The following is a 20,901-nucleotide window of genomic DNA, read 5'->3' on the forward strand; positions in this document are numbered from 1 at the left end:
GGCAGCGGCAACGGTCGCAGGGGCCGTCAGGGCGTTCTAGCGTGGAATGAGGGGTGTTGGTTTCGCCCGGCTGAGAGGAGTTGGTCGCCATGGCGGGCCGGACCCGGAGCGAGGTCGAGTCGGAGATCAAGGAGACCCTGGGCCTCGTACCTCATTTCTTCTCCCGGATCCCCGATGACCTGCTGGACTACGAGTGGGAGATCTTCAAGAAGATCGAACTCGGCGAGACGCTCATCCCGAACAAGTACAAGGAGCTGATCGGGATCGCGTTGCACTCGGAGACGAAGTGTCGTTACTGCACGCTCTTCCACACGGAGGCCGCGAAGCTGTTCGGGGCCACCGACGAGGAGATTCAGGAAGCCGTCCACTACGCGAAGAACAGCCTCGGCTGGAGCGCATACCTCAACGGCATCCGTGAGGACTACGACGACTTCGAACATGAACTCGGGCAGATCAAGGACTACTTGGCATCGAAGGGATGACCATGCAGCTCGAGTGGGCCCGGCCCGGCGTCCTGCGTGCCACCGCTCACGCCTTCGAGTTCGCGGCGCTGGTGGCTGCCGCCCGCTTCGTGGCCGAGTCCGCTCCGCCCGACATCCCGGAGGAGTCGCTGGAACAGCTCAGGCACATCCTGAGCGACTACGACACCCAGGCGCGCCATCTGCGCGAAGCGCCGCCGCCAGACGGCTCCTGAAGGATCCCGCCGCACCTGCGAGGCGCGATCACGCGTCGCGTGGACCCCTTTCCGCGATCAGCAGTGCGTATCCCAGGACGCCGTCCGCCACCGCTGCCCGGTCCGCCCCAGGACGGCAGGCGCGGCGTCGAGGTCGATGCTGGCGGTGGCGATGCAGGCCCGGGGCTGTCATTCGCAGCAGGTTCAGCCGCGCCTCGATCGGCCCCGGACCGCTGACGCGACTCACGGCTGCGCGGAGGACGAAGAGCTCGGCTCCTCGGGACGAGGCGAGAAGGTCCACGACTCGTCGTACGCGGGCGGGCTCCAGGTGGGGGTGGAGGGGGGCGCGAAAGGTCCCGCGCGGTTCTCCATCATCACCATCATCACGATGACCAAGGCCACGCTGGCGATGATCAGGAAGAGACCGACGGGGTTGTTCGGGTTGTAGTAGTAGCGGTTCGTCCCCCATGCGCTCTTCTTGAAAACGGGCTCGTCGTCGTTGTTCACAAGCTGCTCCTAGGTGGTTGGGTGCCGAGACCGTCAGCGGAAGTGCGCGAGCACCGCGGCGGCGGTGACGGTCCCCAACAGGTGCGGGCGGTCGTCGCCGTCGTACTCAACGACCGCTACGCGGGGGCTGCCGGTCCGGGCCATGACGGCGGACATCTGCAACGGCGAGGCATGGGGGCTGACAAGCGCAAGGGCGGGCCGGTGTCTGGGCAGCACGTCGGCGACCGTCAACGTGGCCATGTTCGCGCGGACTTCGTGATCGAGGCGGTCGGCCACGACGCTGGCCCGGAGATGGTCGTCGCGCACCACATCGGGGAGGGTTGCGGCCAGGATGTGATGGCCTTCCAGGATCGCGAAGGGGTGTCCCTCCCCGGTCACCACCACGATCGCGGCCGCGCCCTCGTCGGCCAGCAGCTCGACGGCCTGGAGGACAGGCTCGTCGGCGGTCACGGAGGCGCACCGCCGGGCGAAGTCACGTGCGCGCATGGCTCACCGCTTCCACGTCGGCGTCCTCCGAGCGAGCCTGCGTCCGCTCTCTGCCCGCCTCGACGAGGTCGTCGACGTGGAAGAGGCGGGCGATCGGGACGTCCGTGCTGCTGTGGGCGATGATCGAGAAGGCGATGCAGACAGCGATGAGCGTGTATGCCTCCTGCCCCTGCGGGATGCCGGCCTGGAGGACCAGGAGGCCGTAGACGACGGACGCGAAGCCCTTCGGCCCGAACCAGGCGGCGACCAGCTTCTCCCTGCGGTCGATCCGCGTCCCCCACAGGGACAGCAGCAGCGAGCCCGGGCGAACCAGCACGATCGCGAGAACCACGGCCACGTACCCGCCGAAGGAGAGGTCGCCGAACAGCTGCGGGGTCAGCAGCGCGCCGAACACCAGGAGGGCCGCGAACTTGGCCAGCTCCGCGAGCGACTCCCCCAGGGACTCGAACGCCTTGTGGGACTCCGGTGAGACGGCGGCGAGCACCGCGCCCGCGGAGAAGGCGGCGAGGTAGGGGTTGGCGTGGGTGAGGTGGCAGGCCGCGTAGAGGATGACGCCGGTGGCCAGCGGCAGCAGCGGCTGGAGCTTGGGCTCGGCGCCGAGGAACCGCACGCGGACGAGCAGGTTGACAAGCAGCGGCAGCGCCACACCGAACGCGAGGCCGAGTCCCAGCTCCAGACCGATCTTCCCGAAGGACGCCTCGGCGGCGGCGGTGGGACCTGCCGCGGCGATGAGGATCAGGACGACCGGCAGCGCGAGGCCGTCGTTGATCCCGCTCTCCACATTGAGGAGTTCACGCAGCCGGGCCGGGACCTCCTTACGGCCCACGATCGCCGAGGCGAACACCGGGTCCGTCGGCGCGAGGACGGCTCCGACGAGGAAGGACGTCGTCCAGTCCAGGCCCACCAGGTAGTGGGTGATCAGTGCCATCCCGATGCATGCGAGGGGCATCCCCAGACCCAGGGCCCGTACCGGGTTACGCCAGTTGGCACGCAGTTTGGCGAACGAGACATGCATGCCGTCCGTGAACAGCACGGCGAACAGGGCGAGATCGGCGGTGACCGACACGATCTCGCTCTCGGGCGTGATGTGAATCAGCCCGAGGAACCCGTCGCTGACCAACGCCCCACCGACCAGGAAGAGCAGCGACGTGGACAGCACGGTCCGGGCCGCGAGCCCGGACAGCAGGACCGCGATAAGCAGCGCGGCTCCGAAGACGGCAACAAGCACCATGGCAGAAGTCCCCTTGTCGGCAGGTCAGAACAGAGACGTCTCCCCTGTTCGCCGACCAGACTTCCCGGCACACCGCTACCGACCTTATACGTTCCTTACGCATCATTGACAGGCCCTTGTCACGCAATGAGAGCAGGGTGAACTTGCCGGTGCACGGCAAGTTCACCCTCCCCTACCTTGTGCTCGGCGGCCGATCCGTACTCACCGTGGGCAACCGTGCCTTTCGGCGGAGGCGGCGGCGAAGCGCTCCAGCAACTTCTGCGGGTCGCCGACGGCTTCCCGCTCGGCCGGCTCGGTGCCGTCCGACGCACCGGACGGCCTGAAGTGGACGAGCTTGTAGTACGCCGTCTCCATGGCCCCACGGCACGTGTGCGGACGCATCAGTGCGCCCTTCACGCTGCCCGGGTACCGGGTGTCCAGATAAATCTCCTGCTTGGCCGACGCCCCGTAGTACGCAGTCAGTCGGTAGTGGCCTCCCCCGGCGATCGCCACCGAGCACGACTCGGTCAGCGCGCGCCCGGCCGGCTTCTCCGTGACCGTAGTGATGCCGGCCCCGCTCGCGGCGCGGGCTTCCACCACGCCTCGGCACGTACCGGAAGCCGTGGCAGGGTTCCGCTTCTGCCATTCGGTCCGGGCGACCCGCGCGGGTCGCCCGCCCAGGGTGCCTTGGCAACCGAAGTGCTTCGCCGCGAGGCGGGCGCTCTCGGTCGCGAAGCGCGCCACCTGGAGCACCTGCTGCTCGGACAGGTCCTCGACATCCTCAGCGGACTCGGTCAGAACCAGCAGTCCTTTGCCCGGAAGAGAGTCGCAGTCCACGAGCACGGCGGCCTCCGGGTTCTTGCGTATGAGGAAGGAGCCGTTCCAGCCGTGACCGAGCGGGGTCGCCGACGCCTCCTCGGCCGCTCCGCTGGTCCGGTGGGCCGCCACCGGCCGGATCTGCAGACGCAGGACCGGACCGCTCGCGTCCGAACGCGCCCACACGGAGCACCGCTCGACATCGTGTCCAACCCATTCGGAGGTGTGGCCACGGGCCTTGAGGTCGGCCCCTGAGAAGAAGGCGCGTGCCTCGTCCGTCGCCATCAACCCACGGCAGGCGCCTTCCAGGTCATCCCCCGAAGCCTCACTCCCTCCGCCCGCGACACGGACCAGAACCCCGCCCGCGAGCACCATGAGAAGCACTCCGACGACTGCCTTCGCGCGTGTGCTGATGATCCTTACCCCCGTCTGATCGTTGCGCGGCCGACGAACCTCGTCGGCCGCAGGTCCCGCCCTATCGCCCCGGCAGCACCCTTGCTGTCCCGTCGGTTCCGGGTTCAGCGCGCTGTGTCTCGGCGGTCTGTCACCGACGCCCACAGCACCAGGACCATCGCAGCGAGTATCAGGAGCGGGCCGGCCGCGATCCGCAGCGCGATGAGTTCGTCTCCCGGCACTCCCGCGAGGCTCAGTACCGCCGGGGTCAGGGAGCCTGCGTAGAGGGTGAACGCGGCGATGCCGCGTGCCCTGGTGACGCGCGCACTGGAATCGCGCGCCCAGCGCGGGGCCCATCCGCGCAGGGAGGCGATCCCGATGGGCACAAGGCCGACCGTGCAGAGCACGATCCACACGACCTCAAACGTCATCAGTCACCTCCGCCGCTGATCCGGGCTGCCAGGAGACCGGCGAGGACGGCCCACGGGACGGCTGCCGGTCCGGAATACGCCCAGCCCACGGTGCCGAGGACCAGGGCCGTCGCAGCGGCCACGGCCAGGGACCGCTGTCGTCGGAGGGCGGACCACTCGAGCCGGGCGCTCCCGGGCTCCCTCATCTCGCGTATGGCGGTGCGGATGACCAGGATGGCCAGCACGACAGCCGTGCCGAGAAGTGCCGGTCCAGCGTCCCCCATGGTCACCGGCCGCCGTCGACCGACCCCGTCTGGTAGATGTCGGGGATGCCGTCCGCGTCTTCGTCGCTCTCCTCGTCTTCCCACAGGCGCTTGTAGACGCGGTTGCGGCGGCGCAGGAGTACAGCGGCGAGGACGGCAGCGGCGAGGGAGCCGATCAGGACGGCGGCCTTGATGTGCTCCGCCTCGGCCGCGTTCGGGAAGGCGAGCTCGCCGATCAGGAGGGCGACCGTGAAGCCGATGCCGGCCAGCGTGGCGAGGCCGAGGACGTCGGCCCAGGCGAGGTCGGGGTTGAGCTGGGCACGCGTGAAGCGGGCGGCCAGGTAGGTGCCGAGGAAGATGCCGAGGATCTTGCCCGCGACCAGACCGAGGAAGACCCCGAGTGGCTCCGGGTCGGTGAAGACGTGCGCGAGCGCGGCGCCCGAGATGCCGACGCCGGCGGCGAAGAGGGCGAAGAGAGGGACGGCCACGCCCGCCGAGAAGGGGTGGACGAGGTGGGAGACGCGGCCGCCCGGGGAAGCGTTCTCGCCCTCGTCGCGGGTCGTGCGCAGGATCAGGCCCATGGCGACGCCCGCGACGGTGGCGTGGACGCCTGAGTTGTACATCAGCGCCCAGACGGCGACACCGAGCGGGACGTACCACCACCAGCCGCGCACCCGGAAGCGCTGGAGTGCGTAGAAGAGGACCAGGCCGGCGAAGGCTCCGCCCAGGGCCCAGAAGTTGAGGTCGCTCGTAAAGAAGATCGCGATGATGAGGATGGCCCCGAGGTCGTCCACGACGGCGAGGGTGAGCAGGAACGCCCGCAGCGCGGAGGGCAGATGGGTACTGATCACCGCGAGGACGGCGAGGGCGAAGGCGATGTCGGTGGCCATCGGGACGGCCCAGCCGTCGAGGCTTCCGCCGCCCGACGCTGCGACGAGGGTGTAGACGGCCGCCGGCACTGCCATGCCGCACAGGGCGGCGATCACGGGCAGGGCCGCCGTGGCGGGGGTGCGCAGTTCGCCGACGACGAGTTCGCGCTTCAGCTCGATGCCCGCGACGAGGAAGAAGATCGCGAGAAGGCCGTCGGCGGTCCAGTGGGCGACGGACAGGTCCAGGCCCAGGGCGGGGATGCCGAAGTGGAAGTCGCGTACGGACTCGTACGCCGCGCTCCACGGGCTGTTGGCCCAGACGAGCGCGACGACGGCCGCCGCGAGGAGGACCAGGCCGCCGACCGTCTCCGTCCGTAGGGCTTCGGCGACGGCCTGGCGTTCGGGCCAGGGCAGCAGACCGAAGACGACTTTGCGGGGACGTGACTGCGTCATGGGGCGGGCCTCCGGGGCATGTCGACAAACGGGCACACGGGCCCTAGGACGCCGACCAGACTTCCCGGCACACCAGCGTCATTCCTTGACGCGTTGTTTACACCCTATCGGGCGCGCGGGAGCCTCACCAGGCGTCTCTCACCTGCTGGAACAAGGGTGAAGGGCCCTGTCCCCACCAAGGCGCGAGGTGGGGACAGAGCCCTTCGGGAGCCGGGCCGCCGGGGGGACGGTCAGACGGTGGTCTTCACCGGCTCCTCGTCGGTGTCCTCGTCCGTGTCGAGGCCGGCGTCGCGCCGCTTGACGAAGGCGAGGAAGGAGTTGAGCTCCCTCTTGACGACGGGGGCGAGGAGGTAGAGGCCGATGATGTTGATGACGGCGAGCATGAAGAGCACCGCGTCGGCCATGTCGATGAGGGTCTGCAGGGTCAGCAGGGAGCCGGCCACCGCGAACAGGGTGTAGAAGACCTTGAAGGTCACTTCGCTGCCCTTGCTGCGGCCGAAGAGGTGGGTCCACGCCTTCATGCAGTAGTAGCCCCAGGTCAGCACCGTGGAGATGGCGAACAGCATGACCGCGATGGTCAGGATGTACGGGAACCAGGGCAGGACGGTGGCGAAGGCGTCGGAGGTGATGGTGACGCCGCCGATGGACTCACCGCCCTTTCGGACCTCGACGTAGCTGGCCGGGTTGGCGATGACGATGGTCAGCGCAGTCATGGTGCAGATGACGACCGTGTCGATGAACGGCTCAAGCAGGGCGACCAGACCCTCGCTCGCGGGGTGCTTGGTCTTGACCGCGGAGTGGGCGATCGGGGCGGAGCCGAGGCCGGCCTCGTTGGAGAACGCGGCCCGCTTGAAGCCGATGATCAGCGCGCCGAGGACACCGCCGGCGACGCCCTGCGGGTTGAAGGCACCCTCGATGATCGTGGAGATCGCGGCGGGGACGGCGGTGACGTGGACGGCGATGACGACGAGGCAGGCGGCGATGTAGATGCCGGCCATGGCGGGGACGAGCTTGCTGGTGACGGAGGCGATTGAACGGATGCCGCCGAGGAGCACGATGCCGACCAGGGCCGCGATCAGGATGCCGAAGAAGAGCGCGCCCGCGGAGCCGCCCATGAGGCCGTTCTCGCCGCCGGTGACGGAGACGAGCTGGGCGTAGGACTGGTTGACCTGGAAGAGGTTGCCGCCGAACAGGCCGAAGAACAGCACGAAGAAGGAGGCGAGGACCGCGAGGACCTTGCCGAGGGTCTTGCCGTTCTTGCCGAAGCGCTCGGCGAGGCCCTTGGGGAGGTAGTGCATCGGGCCGCCGGAGACGGTGCCGTCGGCGTGCACCTCGCGGTACTTCACACCGAGGGTGACCTCGACGAACTTGGTCGCCATGCCGAGCAGGCCGCACAGGATCATCCAGAACGTGGCGCCCGGGCCACCGATGGAGACCGCGACGGCCACACCGGCGATGTTGCCGAGGCCAACGGTGCCGGAGACGGCGGCGGTCAGCGCCTGGAAGTGGTTGACCTCACCGGCCGACCCCTTCTCGTCGTACTTGCCCCGCACCACGTTCACGGCGAGCTTGAACTTGCGCAGCTGCACGAAGCCGAACCAGCCGGTGAAGACCAGACCGGCGACGACGAGCCAGGCCACGATGAGGGGAAGTTCCGTACCCCCGACAGGCACGGAGTAGAAGACGACCTCGCCCAGCCACGTGGCTATGGGCTCGAAGAATCCGCTGACAGCCTTGTCGACGGACTGCGTGAAGGAATCGAGTGACACGGTAAGGACCTCAGTAACGCAGGACCGGCGCGCGGGAGGCTACGCCAGTGGGGAGTGCGGTCTTTGAGCGAACGCCGTTGTCCGATCGGCGACCCGAGGGGTCGACGTCCACGGACTCGGAACGTGATCACCTTGGTCGTGCTGCCGGTGCGTGCCGGCACTGCGCAGGAGCGGCGAGGGGTGGCGCCACCTGCGAAGTTGCGCATTCCTACCACGAGACCCGCCACATGCAGCGTGACGGGCGTCACATCACCGACGGTGATCTACGAAAATCCCAGCACGCGTGACATGACCGTTATTCGGACACGGTGTCCGTTCGCAGTGCACTTATCTCCGCAGGTCAGGAGCCATACCGGGGTACGCACATGTCCGCAGGCGTATCCGGCGGTTCGCTGCTCTCGCGGCTCGCGGCCTGAGTTACCTCAGCCGTCGACCGCGCGAGACCAGCGTTCGTGAATGACGGCCAGTCTCTGTTCGAACTCCGCATCCCGACTCCGGCTGGTGAAGGCCCCGGGAATCGTCAGCGAGCGCCCGCGCACACGAACGGCCTGCAGCTCCCGCCAGCAGCCGCTGCTCGTGGCGTGCCGGCACTCCTCGATCTGGGTGATCTCGTTCCATGGCACCGCGCGCCGACTGACGAAGGTGCGGAACTCCATGCCGTTCGCAGTCAGGAGCGTGCGGCCATAGCCGCGGTTGATCATGTAGAAGCAGGATGCCAACCAGACCACACCGACGCCACCGACCCACCCCCATCGGTCTGCCGCCGGTGCAGTCAGGATCATGGCCACCGCCGCACTGGCACAGGCGAGCGTCAGGACACCGGTCCACCACCAGTTCCTCCGCCGGGCAGCGGCGCTCAGGCCGATCCAAACGTCGGGCATGTCCGCCTCCTGTGTCAGTTCTGACGAGGCTCGGGAGCCGGCACGTCAGAGCAACGCGAGGCGTCCCGTCCGGCGGGGCGCGCCAGGAGATGGCGTGGGTCGGCGGCCCGGGTGATCGCCGCCTCAACGGCCGTGATGCGGTCGGCGAGGAGGCCGAGGGCGGCGACCGCCCTGCTCAGCGGGTCCTCTCCGGTGCCGCCCATTGTCCGGGTGCGCGTGTAGGCGGTCGTGACCTCCGACCAGCGGTCTGCCTGCGTGGTGGTGAGCGTGCCACGGAGCGACGCGAGCTTGAGCAGGTTGGTCTCGGCCTCGGCGGTGAGGGTCTGGGCCTCGGCGGTGTAGTGGTCGTCGACCACGGCGGCGAGTTCGGCGTCGTTCATGGCGGGTGAGATACGGGCGACGATCTTGTTCATGTTCCGGTACGAGCCCTGGAGCCGGAAGGGCGGCTCGGTGCGGGCGTCGTCGGACTGGGCGGCGGAGGCGATATAGGCCGCGTTGACCGCGAGGACGGTCTCGCGGGCGGTCAGCAGGTGGCGCAGGACGGCGAGGACGCGGTCGAGTTCTGCGGGCGCGTAGGGGTGGGTGAGCCGGTCCCGGCGCGCGGTCGGGTCGTCTGCCGCGAGCCGGACGAGGAGCTCCAGATCCGCACGTTCCCTGCCAGCCAACGGAGCGAGGACCGGATGGGAGGTGAGGGCGTTCTCCACGAAACTCAAAGCAAAGGCGTCCTCCTTGCCCGTCAGCACGTCGCCGAGGTTCCACACGTCGGCGCGGTTGGCGAGCATGTCCGGCACGCGGAATCGCTGCCCGGACTCTGTGTACGGGTTTCCGGCCATGCAGACGGCGAAGCGCTTGCCGCGCAGGTCGTGGCCGTTCAGGGTGCGGGTGGCATCGCAGAGGGGGATGAACTTCTGCAGGAACTCCGGCGAGGTGTGCTGGATGTCGTCCACGTACAGCAGGACGTTGTTGCCCGCCCCAAGGGCGAAGGCAATCTTCTCCACCTCCCGCCGGGCTGCGGCGTCCGGCGCTTCGGCGGGGTCCAGGGAGGTCGTGTCCTGACCGAGGGCGGGACCGTCGACCTTGACGAGGAGAAGCCCGAGGCGGTCGGCGACGTATTCGATCAGGGTCGTCTTGCCGTAGCCGGGCGGGGACAGGAGCAGGAGCAGGCCGTGGGAGTCGGTTCGCTTGGCTGCGCCTGCCGCGCCGAGCTGCTTGGCGAGGTTGTCGCCGATCAAGGGGAGGTAGACCTCGTCGACGAGCCGGTTGCGGACGAAGGACGACATCACCCGGGGCCGGTGCTCATCCACGCGCAGCCGGGCGCGCTCAGCCGTCACGAGCTCCGCCCGGCGCTGCTGGTAGGTGCGGAAGGCGGGCACCTCCCGGTCGGCGAAGGCCCGCGTCCTGGCGAGGTACTCGTCAAGGCGCAGTTCCAGCGCGCGTGCCTCCACGCGGGGGTGGGTGCCGAGGAGTCCGGTGACCGTGGCCGTGGTCGGAGCCGCGATCTCGTAGCGGTCGAGGTCCGGCGCCAGCTCGACAGCGACGGCCTCGGTCAGTACGCCCTCGTCGAGCTGTTCTCCGGAGGCGGACGCGTACGAGGTGAGCCATGCCTCGGCCAGCTGCCGGCGCGCGCCCGGCTCCGTGAGAGCGGCGAGGGTCTCGTCGTACGCGGAGGTGCCGACGGCGTGGCGGAATTTGTCCAGCAATGCATGCGCCTCGGCGGCGAAGGCGAAGCCCTGCCGACCGGACGCCAGTTCTGCGATCAGATACTCGGCAGCAGTCGCGTCGCCGATCTCCTCGGCCAGCTCCAACCGGAGTCCGTCCAAGGCCGATGGCGAACCGAACAGATCACGGGCCTGTGTCAGTGAGACCGCACGCCGGCTCCACTCGGCGCGGGCCTCGGCGGTGGCGGAGTGGGCCCAGAAGGTCTGGGCCGTTGCGCGGGCCTTCGCCGGGTACCTGAGAGTGCCGGCCCCCTCGTGCAGCCCGAGGACCGCCTCCAGGATCGCCGCCGCGTCGTGGTCGTGGACGCCACGCTCGTAGCCCTCGTCGTAGGCGGCCTCGGCCGCCCGCCGTGCGAGCGCGCCGAGGTCCGCGCCTGCCAGGCCATCCGCACCATGCTCGGCCAGGAGGCGGGCGGCCAGGTACTCGGAGCGGTAGACCTCGGGCGACTCCGAGGGCAGCGTCCGGTCCCAGTACAGCCGGGTCGCGGCGAACTTCGGGTCGGTGACGGGTGCGCGGTAGTCGGTTCCGGTCAGTGCGAAGGCGAGGGTGTCCTCGTACGGTACGAGCGTGAGTTCCGGGTCCTGCCGGTTGACGGCGAAGTGGTGTCGGCCGAGGCGGATCGTGTCGCCGCCGTCGGAGAAGAGGTCGGTGCGGTCCCGCAGTGCGCGGCCGGCCTCCTGACGGGCGGCTCCGAGTCGGCCGTCCAGCTCCTCCGCCCGTACCTGGTCACCGAGTTCCCGCAGCTCAGCCGCGATGCGCAGCACCTTGGCGACCATGGGGTCGGAGGCGAAGTACGTGTGCAGCTCGTCGAGGTCTCCGAGGACTGAGGCGCGTCGGGTGATCGCCTCCAGTACGCGTCCCGCCGACTCCGCCAGACGCTCCGCTCGGCGGGCCCGGGCGTCCTGAAGCGACTGCTTGCGGGCGGTGAAGGCGTCGTAGATCTCGGTCCGCTTCTCGCCGATGTCTGCCAGGAAGCCGTCGTGCTCGGCGAAGCGGGACTCCAGGTTCTCCAGCTGGAGCAGCAGCCGGCCGAGCTGGTCGTCGCAGCGCTCCGGGGTGTCCGACGCCGCCAGAGCACCGGTGACGGCCTGGCCGAGCAGGGCGAGCTCGGCGGCGAACTCCGCCCGGCCCTCCTGGTCGAGGAGTTCGGCGCGCCGCGCGGCGAGGACAGCACGAGCGCGATTGAGCGAGCCGAGGACGTCGGCGACCCGTTCCAGGATCGAGGTGCGCACAGTCGCGTCGGCGATGTCGAGGCCGGCGACGATCTCGCTGAGCGTCCGCAGGCCGAGGGTGTGCTCGTCGAGCCGGTCGCCGACGGGGCCCGCCTCGGCGACGGTGGTCAGCTCCCCAGCCTCCGTGGCGAGCCGTTCGGCGTCCGCTTGGTGGACGGTGAAGGCGTCCTCGCGCTGGAGGAACCCGACGGCCCGTTGCGCGGCCGAGGCGATGTCGGCCTCGACGTCCCCGGCGAGAGTGTCGATCCTCTCCGTGTCGGCGTACCGCATCTCCTTCAGGGTCAGCAGGTGCCCCTGCGCCTGGCGGAGTTCGGTGATCCGTGAGATCCACTCCTCAGCCGTGACGGGTGCCTCGCCCCGGACACGCCGGACCAGCCGGGTGATCCGCTGGGCGGACTCGGCCAGCGCGTCGGTCGCCTGCCGGGTGAGTGTGGTCACGGTCTCGAACTCGTCGAGAACCTGCGCGGCTGTGTCCCGCAGCTCGGCCAGCGGACCGTGCAGGTCGCCCGTCTCCGAGTCGCCCAACCAGTGGTGGACGTCGGCCGCCCGCGAGCATGCGGCGACCAGCGATTCGTACACCGCGCCGGCGGGCGTCAGCTCGACGGCCTGCCGGGCGATGGCGAGGCAGTCTGAGATGCCCCGGACCAGGTCCGCGTTGCCGATCCGGGCCAACGGCCCAGTTCCGGCTTCAGCAATGTGGGTGTCGGCCAGGTACGCGGTCTGCCAGATCTGCACCGGGTGCACGCGGCCGGGCTCCCCGTCCGCCGCGCGCAGGACGACCATCGTCCCGTCGTCGAGGAGCGCGTATCCGCCGCAGGAGACGGGCGTGGCGATCTCCTTGCGGATCAGGTTGTACGGAAGGAGCAGGCTGCGGCCGGCCTCCTGGGCGTCGAAGACGAAGAGGATGTCCTCGCCGTTGGGTGAGCGGATCGCCCGCTCGAACGTCAGCTCCGCCGAGTCCATGTCGAAGGTCTTCACCGTGCCGGAGGCGACGCAGTAGCCGCCGGGGAACACGATGCCCTCGTTCTCGGGCAGCCGCAGACATGCCTGTCCGATGCCGTCCAGGCGGACCACGGTCCCGGTCAGGGTGTTGAAGACGAGGTGCCGTCGGGTCTCCTCCTTGTACGGGCGGACACGCACCACGATCAGAGCGCCCACCGTCGCGTACGCGACCTCCGCGTCGGCCAGCGACTGGAGGGGCTCGTCGACCGGCTCGCTGTGGATACCCTCGCCGGTCTCGGTGTCGTTCTCCGTCTTCACCGTCAACGCCCCGCCGACCGTGGACACGAAGAGGCGGCCGTCGAGCGAGATGTGCGGGTGCCGACCCAGCAGGTGATCGTCGCGAGTCGTCTCCACCCAGTCGACGTCGTGGGAGGGAGGGAAGACGTGATCGCGCTCCCCCTGGGCATCGAGGAAACGCATCTCGCCGGACGGTCCGACGGACCAGCGCAGGACACGGAGGTCATCGGCCTGCGCCCCGGTCCGGAACACGGCGAGGAGACGGCCCTCCAGACGGCGTAGCCGCAGCAGACGGGCGCCCCGGAAGTAGCGGTGCAGGGCGGTGAACTCCCGAACGAAATCCGGGTCGTCGAGGAGGCCGGGCACTGCGCCCTCGGGCAGCGGCTTCAACTCGCGGTCGTACAACGTGAACACGTCGGCGACCAGGGTCTCGGCACGCCCCGCGAGGGGTGTGTGGCGGCCGAAGAGCAGGACATCGTCGCCGACGGCCACGAGGTCCCGGGGCAGGCCGTTGCTCTCGGCGCGGATGCGGTCGGTGCCCATGAGGGTCAGCTCGCCGGAACCGAATTCCGTGATCCGCGCCTGGTTGAGGGCCTCGGCCCGCCGGGCCAGCTCGCCTGCCTGCGCGACGAGGCGGTCGCGCAGTATCGCGTACGTGTCCTGGTCGAGTCCCGCACTCATCCCGTTCCGCTCCTTGTACCGTGATGGGTACGGGTCCGGTGCCGGTAACTCCCCCGTTTGCCGGCACCGGACCCGCTTTTGACCGCTCCCCCGTGGGCGGTCAGCTCTTGACGGCGCCGTTCAGCGCCTCGGTGCCGGTCGGGGCCGCCACGTCCAGGACCCCGGACTTCATGACCTTCGCCAGCAGCGCGGACACGCTGAGGTTCTGCACGTCGGCGGTGGACAGCGAGCCGAGCACCTTGGTCAGGTCCTCGGTGAAGGACCCGTCCCCGTTCAGCCACGGACCGGCGAGCGCCTGCGCGGTCTGGCTGTGCTCCACGAATCCGTCGACGGACTTGCCGAGCGCGATCGACTGCACCAGCCGGTCGAGGAAGACCGACTCGCCACCGACGATGTTGATGTCGGCGTTCTCCAGGCCGGTCGCGAGGACCGTGGCCTGCGCCTCCGCGACCTGCCGCTGCACTTCGAGCCCGGCCAGACGGATGTCCTTCTCCGCCTCCAGACGCAGCCGGTACTCCTCGTGGGTACGGGACGCCTCGTCCAGCGCGGCCATGGCGGCCGCCTTCTCGGTGAGGCCGGCCGCCTCCGCCTTCAGCTTCTCGCCGATCGCGGTCGCCTCCGCCAGGGCCTTCTCCCGGGTACCGACGGCTTCGGCACGCAGGCGAGCCTCGGTCGCCTCCGCCTCCGCACGGCCCGCCTTCTCGATGGCGTCGGCCTCCTTCTCCCGTACCTGCACCGCCGCCAAGCCCTCTGCAGCCGCCTCGGCCTGGATCCCCTCGGCGAGGCGGATCTTGGCGCGGGCGTCCATGTCGGCGGCCTTGTTCCGGGCCTCGGCGAGCGTGAGCTCCTCGGCAGCGCGGTGGACGGCGGCCTGCTCGGCGGCCTCGGCTGCCTTGATGTCCTTGACCAGCTTCTCCTGCGCCTCGGCCTCGGCGGCGATGATGATCGCCTGGCGCTCGCGCTCGGCCTCTTCCACCGCCCGCAGCCGCTTGATCGACTCCTCCTGCTCGGCGACCGTACGGTCCACGGCGACCCGCTCCCGGATGACCTCCGCGATGTCCCGGCGCTCCGCCTCGACCTCCTTCTCGGCGGAGATGCGGGTGAGTTCGGTCTCCCGGTCGCGGGCGATGACTTCGAGCAGGCGGTCCTTCTCGATCCGCTCGTTCTCGACGGCGATGACCCGCTCACGGTTCTTCTGCGCGACCGCGACCTCACGGGCCTGGTTCTCGCGCTGGATACCGAGCTGCTCCTCCGTCTTCAGGAACGCGCTCTGCGCCCGCAGCCGCTCCTCCTCCACCACCCGGGCGGTCTCGGCCTCCTCCCGTGCCCGTACGGTGTCGATCTCCCGCTTCTGCTTGATCTCGGCGTCCGCCTGGCGCCGCTCCAGCTCCAGGATGGCCTCGCGGGCGTCGACGTTCTGCCGGGTGATCTCCTTCTGCTCGTGCTGGCGGAACTCGTTCGTCCGGACGTTCTCGACGGCCGTCAGCTCGGTGATCTTCCGGATGCCTTGGGCGTCCAGGATGTTGCCCGGGTCGAGCTGGGAGAGCGGGGTCTGCTCCAGGTAGTCGATGGCCGCGTCCTCCAGGCTGTAGCCGTTGAGGTCGATGCCGATGATCTCGATGATCCGGAAGCGCAGCTCCTCTCGCTTGGTGTAGAGGTCGGTGAAGTCCATCTGCTTGCCGACCGTCTTGAGCGCCTCGGAGAACTTGGCGTTGAACAGCTCCTGCAGCGTTTCCTTGTCGGAGGCCCGCTGGGTTCCGATCGCCTGCGCCACCTTGATGACGTCCTCGACGGTCTTGTTGACCCGGACGAAGAACGAGATGCGGATGTCCGCGCGGATGTTGTCCCGGCAGATCAGCCCGTCCCGGCCGGTCCGGGAGATCTCGATGGTCTTCACCGAGATGTCCATGATCTCGGCCTTGTGCAGCACGGGCAGGACGACCTGCCCGGTGAAGGTGACGTCGACCTTGCGCATCTTGGAGACGATCAGCGCCTTGCCCTGTTCCACCTTGCGGAACAGCCGGCTGAGCACGAACAGGAGAGCGAGGGTGGCGAGCAGGACAACGGCGACGAGCACGCCGATGCCCACGGTGATGGCATCCATGAGAAACCCCGTGTCGATGGAAGAGATGGGGAGCCGCAGGCTCAGGCGGCGGTGTTACGGAGAGGTCGAGCGCCACAGGCGCGGCGCGACCCGGACGAGCTATCGGCGTCGCCGTACCGGCACGACGGTCCGGTGGTGCCCAGGGGCAGCGGATCGGTGCCGCTCGGGCGCGCTCGGCAGGCCGGCGAGGTCCTGCTGGGACGGCCCGGGTTCGTCGGGGAACAGCTTCGCCAGCGTGGGTACGAGCCGTCGCGTCGCCCGCCAGGAGACGATCGGCGCCACCAGAAGCAGAGCTGTGGAGAGCACGTGTGAAAGGCTGCCGGGCAGTGCGGCTCGCCCCAGGAGCACCGAGCCGCCCATGCTCAGGAGCCAGCTGACCACGACGGACAGGGTCGCTGCCACGGAGACAGGCACTCCGTCGAGACGCAGGGCTGTGGTGTCCACGTCCGAGTCGAAGCCTTCGCGGTCCGCGGCACGGCACAGGACCAGCAGCCAGAAGCCCGCCACGACGATCAGGGCCGCGGTGTACAGCATCGTGGGGAAACCGACGGCGGCGTTCAGGAACTCGCCCATCGATCTCCCCCTGACATGTGAACGCTTCCGGCTCCTGGCATCGGGGCGACGCCCGCGGCCTCTCGCACGACCATCCTGACGCAGCAGGGACCTCGGCGGCATTGCCGTGACCCGGCAGTCTTTGACGTCCTCTTGATGCCGGTGGCAGCCCCCAGGGGGCGCCGTGCCAATCTTGGTCTGCGCGCGTCAGGAACTCGTCAGAGGCGCGTCAGGAAGCCGGGAGGGGCCGTGACGGAGCGAGAGACCGCCGAGCAGTATCTGGAGGGATACTCCGAGATCTTGTCGAGTGTGTGCGCAACGCGCCGCAGGCTCAGGCGCGATGAGCTGGAGGCGCTGCGGTCCCGCGGGGAGCGGGCCGCGGAGGCCGGCATCGGGCTGCGGGAACTCATCCGAGCCCACCTCTGCGTCGCGCAGCGTGTCCACCCCGCGCTGACGCAGGCGGCCGCCGCCCATCTCCTGAGCGCCGTCGAGCAGGCCGTGGACGCCTTCGCCGAGGGACACGAGCGGGCACAGCACCTGGCGATGCGTCAAGAAGAGGCTGCTCGACGGGAGTTCATTGACGATCTCCTCTACGGCCGCAGCGACCTCGGGAGAGTTGCCGAACGGGCGGAACGCTTCGGTCTGCTCCTCTCCCACGCCCATGCCGTGGCCGTGGCGCAGGGCCCGGAGCCGTACGACGACGGCTATGCGGTCACCCGTGCCGTCGAGTCCTCGCTCGTCGCCCGCTTCGGCAACCGCCGCATTCTGATCACCACGAAGGACGGCCGGCTGATCTGCGTCGCGCCGGCCGACGAACCCGACGTGCTGACCTTCTTCGCGAAGCAGGCGTACGCGGCGACCGACGGCGGCCAGGTCGCCATCGGCCGGGCCCACCCCGGTGCCGGCGGTGTCGTCCACTCCTACGAAGAAGCCCTCAACGCCCTCGACCTCGCCTCCCGCATGGACCTGAACGACCCCGTCCTGCACGCAGCCGACCTCCTCGTCTACCCCGTCCTCACCCGAGACCGGCAAGCCATGGCCGACCTCGTACGCAGCGTCCTCGGCCCCCTCCAGCAAGCACGTGGCGGCGCCCAGCCCCTCATCGACACCCTCACCGCGTACTTCGACACCGGATGCGTCACAGCCCAGGCGGCCCGCCGCCTGAACCTCAGCGTGCGGGCCATGACGTACCGCCTCGACCGCATCCAGCGTCTGACAGGCGCCGACCCCGGCGATCCCGTGCAGCGCTACACCCTCCAGACAGCCGTTGTCGGCGCCAGGCTCCTGGGCTGGCCCGACCAGGCACTCTGACGACGGAAGCGTTGAGGCAGGGCCGGACGGGAACACTCCAAGTGAGGAGCAATGTGACAGAGAACGTCCATCCGCCGGTTCACAGCAGTCCCGAGGCGGTCGCCATGAGTCACCCCACAGATGACCAGCGCATCCTCGCCGAGATCGAGCGGAACCTCAGCCGCGACGACCCCGCTCTCGCCTCCCTGATGATCACGCTGAATCAGCAGTTCCCCCGGCAGCCGGAGCGACCCGAGGACGTTCGCTCCTGGAGGCGCAACCCGCGCATCGTGGCGGCGGTCGTCCTGTCCGTCATCGCCCTACTGGCACTGATCCTCACAGCCGCCCTGGGCTCCCCATCCACTCCGCCCGCGGGAGAGGACGAGAGACCCGCGCCGCGCCCTGCCGCCATGGCGGTGCACCCGTCGCCGTGATCGATCGGCCGGCGATCCGTTCGGCGCCGGGGTGACGGTCAACGGTCCGGCGGGCCTTGAGTACGCCGTTCCCCGCCTCGGCCAAGCGCGGTACCTCGTCTGCCAGTGCGGCCCCGTACAGCGTCACGCCGGCGGCTCCGAGCAGCCCGGCCGGTCCCGCGGTGCGACGGAGTCGACCTGGTCTCCAGCCCAGCAGGACGGCGACACTCGGTGCCAGGACCAGTGCCCCGCCGGCGATCAGCAGGGTCCAGCTCGCCCAGGTGCTCATGCTGGGACTCCTGGGGCGTCGGTTCCGGACGCACGCGCGGTGCCGACGCAGCTCGAAGAGACCCAGCACGGCGGTGGCGGCGTTCAGGGGGAAGGCAAGCGTCTCGGCGATGACCGTTGTTCCGGTGGCACGGCTGAGGGTGGCTGCGAGCGCGGCGCCCAGCAGAAGTCCGGGCAGGGCGCGACGCCACCGGGGCAGTGAGGTGATCCGCCAGACCCGCACGCTGATGACGATGTTGAAGGTCAGGAAGGCGAGTGCCCACAGGCCGAGCAGGAGAAGGGTGAGAGACATGGCCGGGAGCTCCAGGACAGGCGGAAGTCTGCGCCGACCAGACTTCCCGGCTCACCAGGGCTGATCCTAGTGGTCAGGGGAGGTCTGTGAAGGTCTCCACGGCCGCGGTTTTGCCGGTGACGACGATGATGTCGCCCTTTTCGACGACGGTGTCGGCGGTGGCGTAGGTGAAGTCCTCGCCGGGACGTTTGATGCCCACGACGGTGATGCCGTACTCGCTGCGGACCCTGGACTGCCCGAGCGGCTGCCCGGTGGCGACGCTGGGGGCGACGGTCTTGACGAGGGCGTAGTCGTCGTCGAACTCGATGAAGTCGAGCATCCGACCGGTGACGAGGTGAGCGACGCGCTCACCCATGTCGTGCTCGGGAAGCACGACATGGTGCACGCCGAGGCGTTCGAGGATCTTGCCGTGCTGGCGGCTGATGGCCTTGGCCCAGATGTTCGGGACGCCGGCTTCGAGGAGGTTGGAGCTGACGAGGATGCTCGCCTCGATGTCGGTGCCGATGCCGACGACAGCGCTGGAGAACTCGTGGACGCCGAGCTGGTTCAGGGCCACCGGGTCGGTGAAGTCGGCGACGGCGGCGTGGGTGAGGCCGTCGCTGTACTTCTGGACGAGCCGGGCGTCGGTGTCGACGCCCAATACGTCCCAGCCCCGGCGCATCAGTTCGTTGGCGAGCGAGCTGCCGAACCGGCCGAGACCGATGACGGCGACCCGCTGGTCGCCGGTGGCCCGCTGCTGCTCGATGGGCCGCCGACGGCGCTTGCGCAGGTTGTGCAGGAAGTTAGCCAATGACGGGTCGCTCCTCGGGCAGTTCGTACCGTCGCGTGCGTTCGCGCAGCGCGAGCGCGGAGACCAGGGTGATCGGGCCGATACGTCCGATGAACATCAGGGCGATCAGGATGAGCTGTCCGACGGCCGGCAGGTCGGCGGTGATGCCGGTGGAAAGGCCCACGGTCGCGAAGGCCGAGACGGTCTCGAACAGCACCGCATCGAACGACGCCTTGCTCACCGAGAGCAGGGCGAGAGCGGCGCTCATGACCAACCCCACGCCGAGCAGCGCGACCGTCAGAGCCTGGCGCAGTACGTGCGGGGCGAGGCGGCGGCCCAGGACGACGGAATGCGTCTCGGCCCGCACCTCGGCGAGGATGGCGGCGGCCAGGACCGCGAAGGTGGTGACCTTGATGCCGCCCGCGGTTCCCGCACTGCCGCCGCCGATGAACATCAGCATGCACGTCATCAGGAGGGTGGAGGCATGCATCGCGCCGATGTCGAGGGAGTTGAATCCGGCGGTGCGGCTCATAGCCGAGTGGAAGAAGCTGTTGAGGAACTTGCCCCAGACGTCGTGCGCACCGAGCGTGGCAGGGTTGGTCCACTCCAGAAGCCCCGTGAGCACCGTGCCGACCACCAGCAGCACGATGGTGGTGATGACCGTGAGCTTGGTGTGCAGCGTCCAGTTCCTCCGGCCCGTGGTACGGACCCGGTTGCGGTGGCGCAGCATCTCCAGCAGGACGGGGAAGCCGATGCCGCCCAGGATGACGGCGACGGCGATCGGCAAGGTGACCCATGGATCCTGGGCGTAGCGGGTGAGGCTGTCCGCGTGCAGGCCGAAGCCCGCGTTGTTGAACGCGGACACGGCATGGAAGAACCCGAGATAGGCCGCCTCGCCGAAACCGGAGCCGTACCCGAAGCGGAAACGCAGCGCCAGGAACGCGCCGACCGCGAGCTCGACGGCGAGCGTCGATCCGGCGACGCCGAGCAGGACGCGTCGTACGTCTCCGATCCCGAGGCTCTTCGTCTCGGCCTGCGCCGTCAGCTGCATCCGCAGCCGCAGCCGTCCGGACACGAGCAGGGCGAGGAGGGAGGCCATGGTCATGATGCCGAAGCCGCCGATCTGGATCAGCGCGAGGATGACGCCCTCGCCGAAGCCGCTCCAGTACGTACCGGTGTCCACGACCGCGAGCCCCGTGACGCAGACGGCCGAGGTGGAGGTGAACAGCGCGGTCAGGACGCTGGTGGCGCCACCGTCCTCCGCCGCGAGAGGCAGCATCAGCAGAACCGTGCCGACCACGACGACGCCGGCGAACCCGAGGACGACCGTGCGGGCGGGATGGGCCGAGAAGAACGAGCGCGCCCGTAGACGCGCAGCGGTCACCACGATTCCGACGCCCCTTCCCTGCCGATACGTCACGCCCCTTGTGTCAGTAACGCATCAGCGACGCATCAAAGATCGGCCGTCACCCTACCTCTGGGCACGGCACAGACATGGCACCCCGCCTACGATGCCTCAATGCCGTCCATCTATCGCAGTCAGGCCGCGAGGGAGCGGGTTCGCGGCCGGTGCGAAGAGCGCCTCGCCGCGT

At 69.3% G+C, this 20,901-nt stretch carries 19 protein-coding genes; 4 read left to right on the forward strand and 15 right to left on the reverse strand.

The window, feature by feature from the left end; all coding sequences use genetic code 11:
- Positions 1-89: 89 nt before the first annotated feature.
- Both ACWF79_RS00825 and ACWF79_RS00830 read left to right on the forward strand, forming a co-directional pair.
- A complete protein-coding gene (locus tag ACWF79_RS00825) occupies positions 90-482 on the forward strand; it encodes a carboxymuconolactone decarboxylase family protein (protein ID WP_453725878.1) in 393 nt (130 codons plus the stop codon).
- The gene (locus ACWF79_RS00830) at positions 479-694 is read left to right on the forward strand and encodes a hypothetical protein (RefSeq protein WP_453725879.1); all 216 of its coding nucleotides are present in this window, start codon (positions 479-481) and stop codon (positions 692-694) included. The genes ACWF79_RS00825 and ACWF79_RS00830 overlap by 4 nt, the downstream gene beginning before the upstream one ends.
- Positions 695-916: 222 nt before the next feature.
- Here the strand turns inward: ACWF79_RS00830 and ACWF79_RS00835 are convergent, their stop codons facing one another.
- From ACWF79_RS00835 to ACWF79_RS00890, 12 genes are all read right to left on the reverse strand, one after another.
- On the reverse strand, positions 917-1,180 hold the full coding sequence (locus tag ACWF79_RS00835) for a hypothetical protein (protein WP_453725880.1): 264 nt from the start codon (positions 1,178-1,180) through the stop codon (positions 917-919).
- 33 nt (positions 1,181-1,213) lie between these two features.
- Positions 1,214-1,630, reverse strand: coding sequence for a hypothetical protein (locus ACWF79_RS00840; protein WP_453725881.1), 417 nt, complete (start codon positions 1,628-1,630; stop codon positions 1,214-1,216).
- Positions 1,631-1,652: 22 nt separating this feature from the next.
- Entirely contained in the window at positions 1,653-2,897 is a 1,245-nt protein-coding gene (locus ACWF79_RS00845; RefSeq protein ID WP_453725882.1) for a cation:proton antiporter, read from the reverse strand.
- A 201-nt stretch (positions 2,898-3,098) separates the two neighbouring features.
- Positions 3,099-3,977, reverse strand: a complete 879-nt coding sequence (locus ACWF79_RS00850) for a hypothetical protein (RefSeq protein ID WP_453725883.1) — start codon at positions 3,975-3,977, stop codon at positions 3,099-3,101.
- Positions 3,978-4,210: 233 nt separating this feature from the next.
- The gene (locus tag ACWF79_RS00855; protein WP_453725884.1) at positions 4,211-4,516 is read right to left on the reverse strand and encodes a hypothetical protein; all 306 of its coding nucleotides are present in this window, start codon (positions 4,514-4,516) and stop codon (positions 4,211-4,213) included.
- Entirely contained in the window at positions 4,516-4,779 is a 264-nt protein-coding gene (locus ACWF79_RS00860) for a hypothetical protein (RefSeq protein ID WP_453725885.1), read from the reverse strand. The genes ACWF79_RS00855 and ACWF79_RS00860 overlap by 1 nt, the downstream gene beginning before the upstream one ends.
- A 2-nt stretch (positions 4,780-4,781) precedes the next feature.
- Complete coding sequence (gene nhaA, locus ACWF79_RS00865; RefSeq protein ID WP_453725886.1) at positions 4,782-6,080, reverse strand: Na+/H+ antiporter NhaA; 1,299 nt, start codon at positions 6,078-6,080, stop codon at positions 4,782-4,784.
- A gap of 230 nt (positions 6,081-6,310) precedes the next feature.
- Positions 6,311-7,849, reverse strand: coding sequence for an alanine/glycine:cation symporter family protein (locus tag ACWF79_RS00870; protein WP_453725887.1), 1,539 nt, complete (start codon positions 7,847-7,849; stop codon positions 6,311-6,313).
- Between the two features lie 422 nt (positions 7,850-8,271).
- Positions 8,272-8,730, reverse strand: a complete 459-nt coding sequence (locus ACWF79_RS00875) for a hypothetical protein (RefSeq protein ID WP_453725888.1) — start codon at positions 8,728-8,730, stop codon at positions 8,272-8,274.
- Between the two features lie 14 nt (positions 8,731-8,744).
- Positions 8,745-13,601 carry a DNA repair ATPase gene (locus ACWF79_RS00880; RefSeq protein ID WP_453725889.1) on the reverse strand — a complete coding sequence of 1,619 codons (4,857 nt, stop codon included), beginning with the start codon at positions 13,599-13,601 and terminating at the stop codon, positions 8,745-8,747.
- A gap of 100 nt (positions 13,602-13,701) precedes the next feature.
- Positions 13,702-15,705, reverse strand: a complete 2,004-nt coding sequence (locus tag ACWF79_RS00885; RefSeq protein ID WP_453725890.1) for an SPFH domain-containing protein — start codon at positions 15,703-15,705, stop codon at positions 13,702-13,704.
- A 99-nt stretch (positions 15,706-15,804) separates the two neighbouring features.
- Positions 15,805-16,278, reverse strand: a complete 474-nt coding sequence (locus ACWF79_RS00890; protein ID WP_453725891.1) for a hypothetical protein — start codon at positions 16,276-16,278, stop codon at positions 15,805-15,807.
- 228 nt (positions 16,279-16,506) lie between these two features.
- Between ACWF79_RS00890 and ACWF79_RS00895 the strand changes: the two genes are divergently transcribed.
- Both ACWF79_RS00895 and ACWF79_RS00900 read left to right on the forward strand, forming a co-directional pair.
- The gene (locus tag ACWF79_RS00895; protein ID WP_453725892.1) at positions 16,507-17,568 is read left to right on the forward strand and encodes a PucR family transcriptional regulator; all 1,062 of its coding nucleotides are present in this window, start codon (positions 16,507-16,509) and stop codon (positions 17,566-17,568) included.
- A gap of 104 nt (positions 17,569-17,672) precedes the next feature.
- On the forward strand, positions 17,673-17,981 hold the full coding sequence (locus ACWF79_RS00900; protein ID WP_453725893.1) for a DUF3040 domain-containing protein: 309 nt from the start codon (positions 17,673-17,675) through the stop codon (positions 17,979-17,981).
- On the opposite strand, the gene ACWF79_RS00905 is transcribed toward ACWF79_RS00900, so the two are convergent.
- The 3 genes from ACWF79_RS00905 to ACWF79_RS00915 all read right to left on the reverse strand — a co-directional run bounded on the left by ACWF79_RS00905 (position 17,884) and on the right by ACWF79_RS00915 (position 20,696).
- The gene (locus ACWF79_RS00905) at positions 17,884-18,540 is read right to left on the reverse strand and encodes a hypothetical protein (protein WP_453725894.1); all 657 of its coding nucleotides are present in this window, start codon (positions 18,538-18,540) and stop codon (positions 17,884-17,886) included. The genes ACWF79_RS00900 and ACWF79_RS00905 overlap by 98 nt on opposite strands.
- Before the next feature lie 73 nt (positions 18,541-18,613).
- Entirely contained in the window at positions 18,614-19,330 is a 717-nt protein-coding gene (locus ACWF79_RS00910) for a potassium channel family protein (RefSeq protein ID WP_453725895.1), read from the reverse strand.
- Positions 19,323-20,696, reverse strand: coding sequence for a TrkH family potassium uptake protein (locus ACWF79_RS00915; RefSeq protein ID WP_453725896.1), 1,374 nt, complete (start codon positions 20,694-20,696; stop codon positions 19,323-19,325). The genes ACWF79_RS00910 and ACWF79_RS00915 overlap by 8 nt, the downstream gene beginning before the upstream one ends.
- Positions 20,697-20,901 lie beyond the last annotated feature (205 nt).

This window comes from Streptomyces sp. NPDC054975 (genome assembly GCF_053609105.1).

Bases quoted from the DNA above. Each gene is read 5' to 3' on its own strand.
- ACWF79_RS00880 (WP_453725889.1), bottom strand. From the start codon at position 13,601: ATGAGTGCGGGACTCGACCAGGACACGTACGCGATACTGCGCGACCGC.
- ACWF79_RS00850 (WP_453725883.1), bottom strand. From the start codon at position 3,977: ATGGCGACGGACGAGGCACGCGCCTTCTTCTCAGGGGCCGACCTCAAG.
- ACWF79_RS00825 (WP_453725878.1), top strand. From the start codon at position 90: ATGGCGGGCCGGACCCGGAGCGAGGTCGAGTCGGAGATCAAGGAGACC.
- ACWF79_RS00905 (WP_453725894.1), bottom strand. From the start codon at position 18,540: ATGTCTCTCACCCTTCTCCTGCTCGGCCTGTGGGCACTCGCCTTCCTG.
- ACWF79_RS00855 (WP_453725884.1), bottom strand. From the start codon at position 4,516: ATGACGTTTGAGGTCGTGTGGATCGTGCTCTGCACGGTCGGCCTTGTG.
- ACWF79_RS00875 (WP_453725888.1), bottom strand. From the start codon at position 8,730: ATGCCCGACGTTTGGATCGGCCTGAGCGCCGCTGCCCGGCGGAGGAAC.
- ACWF79_RS00845 (WP_453725882.1), bottom strand. From the start codon at position 2,897: ATGGTGCTTGTTGCCGTCTTCGGAGCCGCGCTGCTTATCGCGGTCCTG.
- ACWF79_RS00900 (WP_453725893.1), top strand. From the start codon at position 17,673: ATGAGTCACCCCACAGATGACCAGCGCATCCTCGCCGAGATCGAGCGG.
- ACWF79_RS00885 (WP_453725890.1), bottom strand. From the start codon at position 15,705: ATGGATGCCATCACCGTGGGCATCGGCGTGCTCGTCGCCGTTGTCCTG.
- ACWF79_RS00890 (WP_453725891.1), bottom strand. From the start codon at position 16,278: ATGGGCGAGTTCCTGAACGCCGCCGTCGGTTTCCCCACGATGCTGTAC.
- ACWF79_RS00830 (WP_453725879.1), top strand. From the start codon at position 479: ATGACCATGCAGCTCGAGTGGGCCCGGCCCGGCGTCCTGCGTGCCACC.
- ACWF79_RS00860 (WP_453725885.1), bottom strand. From the start codon at position 4,779: ATGGGGGACGCTGGACCGGCACTTCTCGGCACGGCTGTCGTGCTGGCC.
- nhaA (WP_453725886.1), bottom strand. From the start codon at position 6,080: ATGACGCAGTCACGTCCCCGCAAAGTCGTCTTCGGTCTGCTGCCCTGG.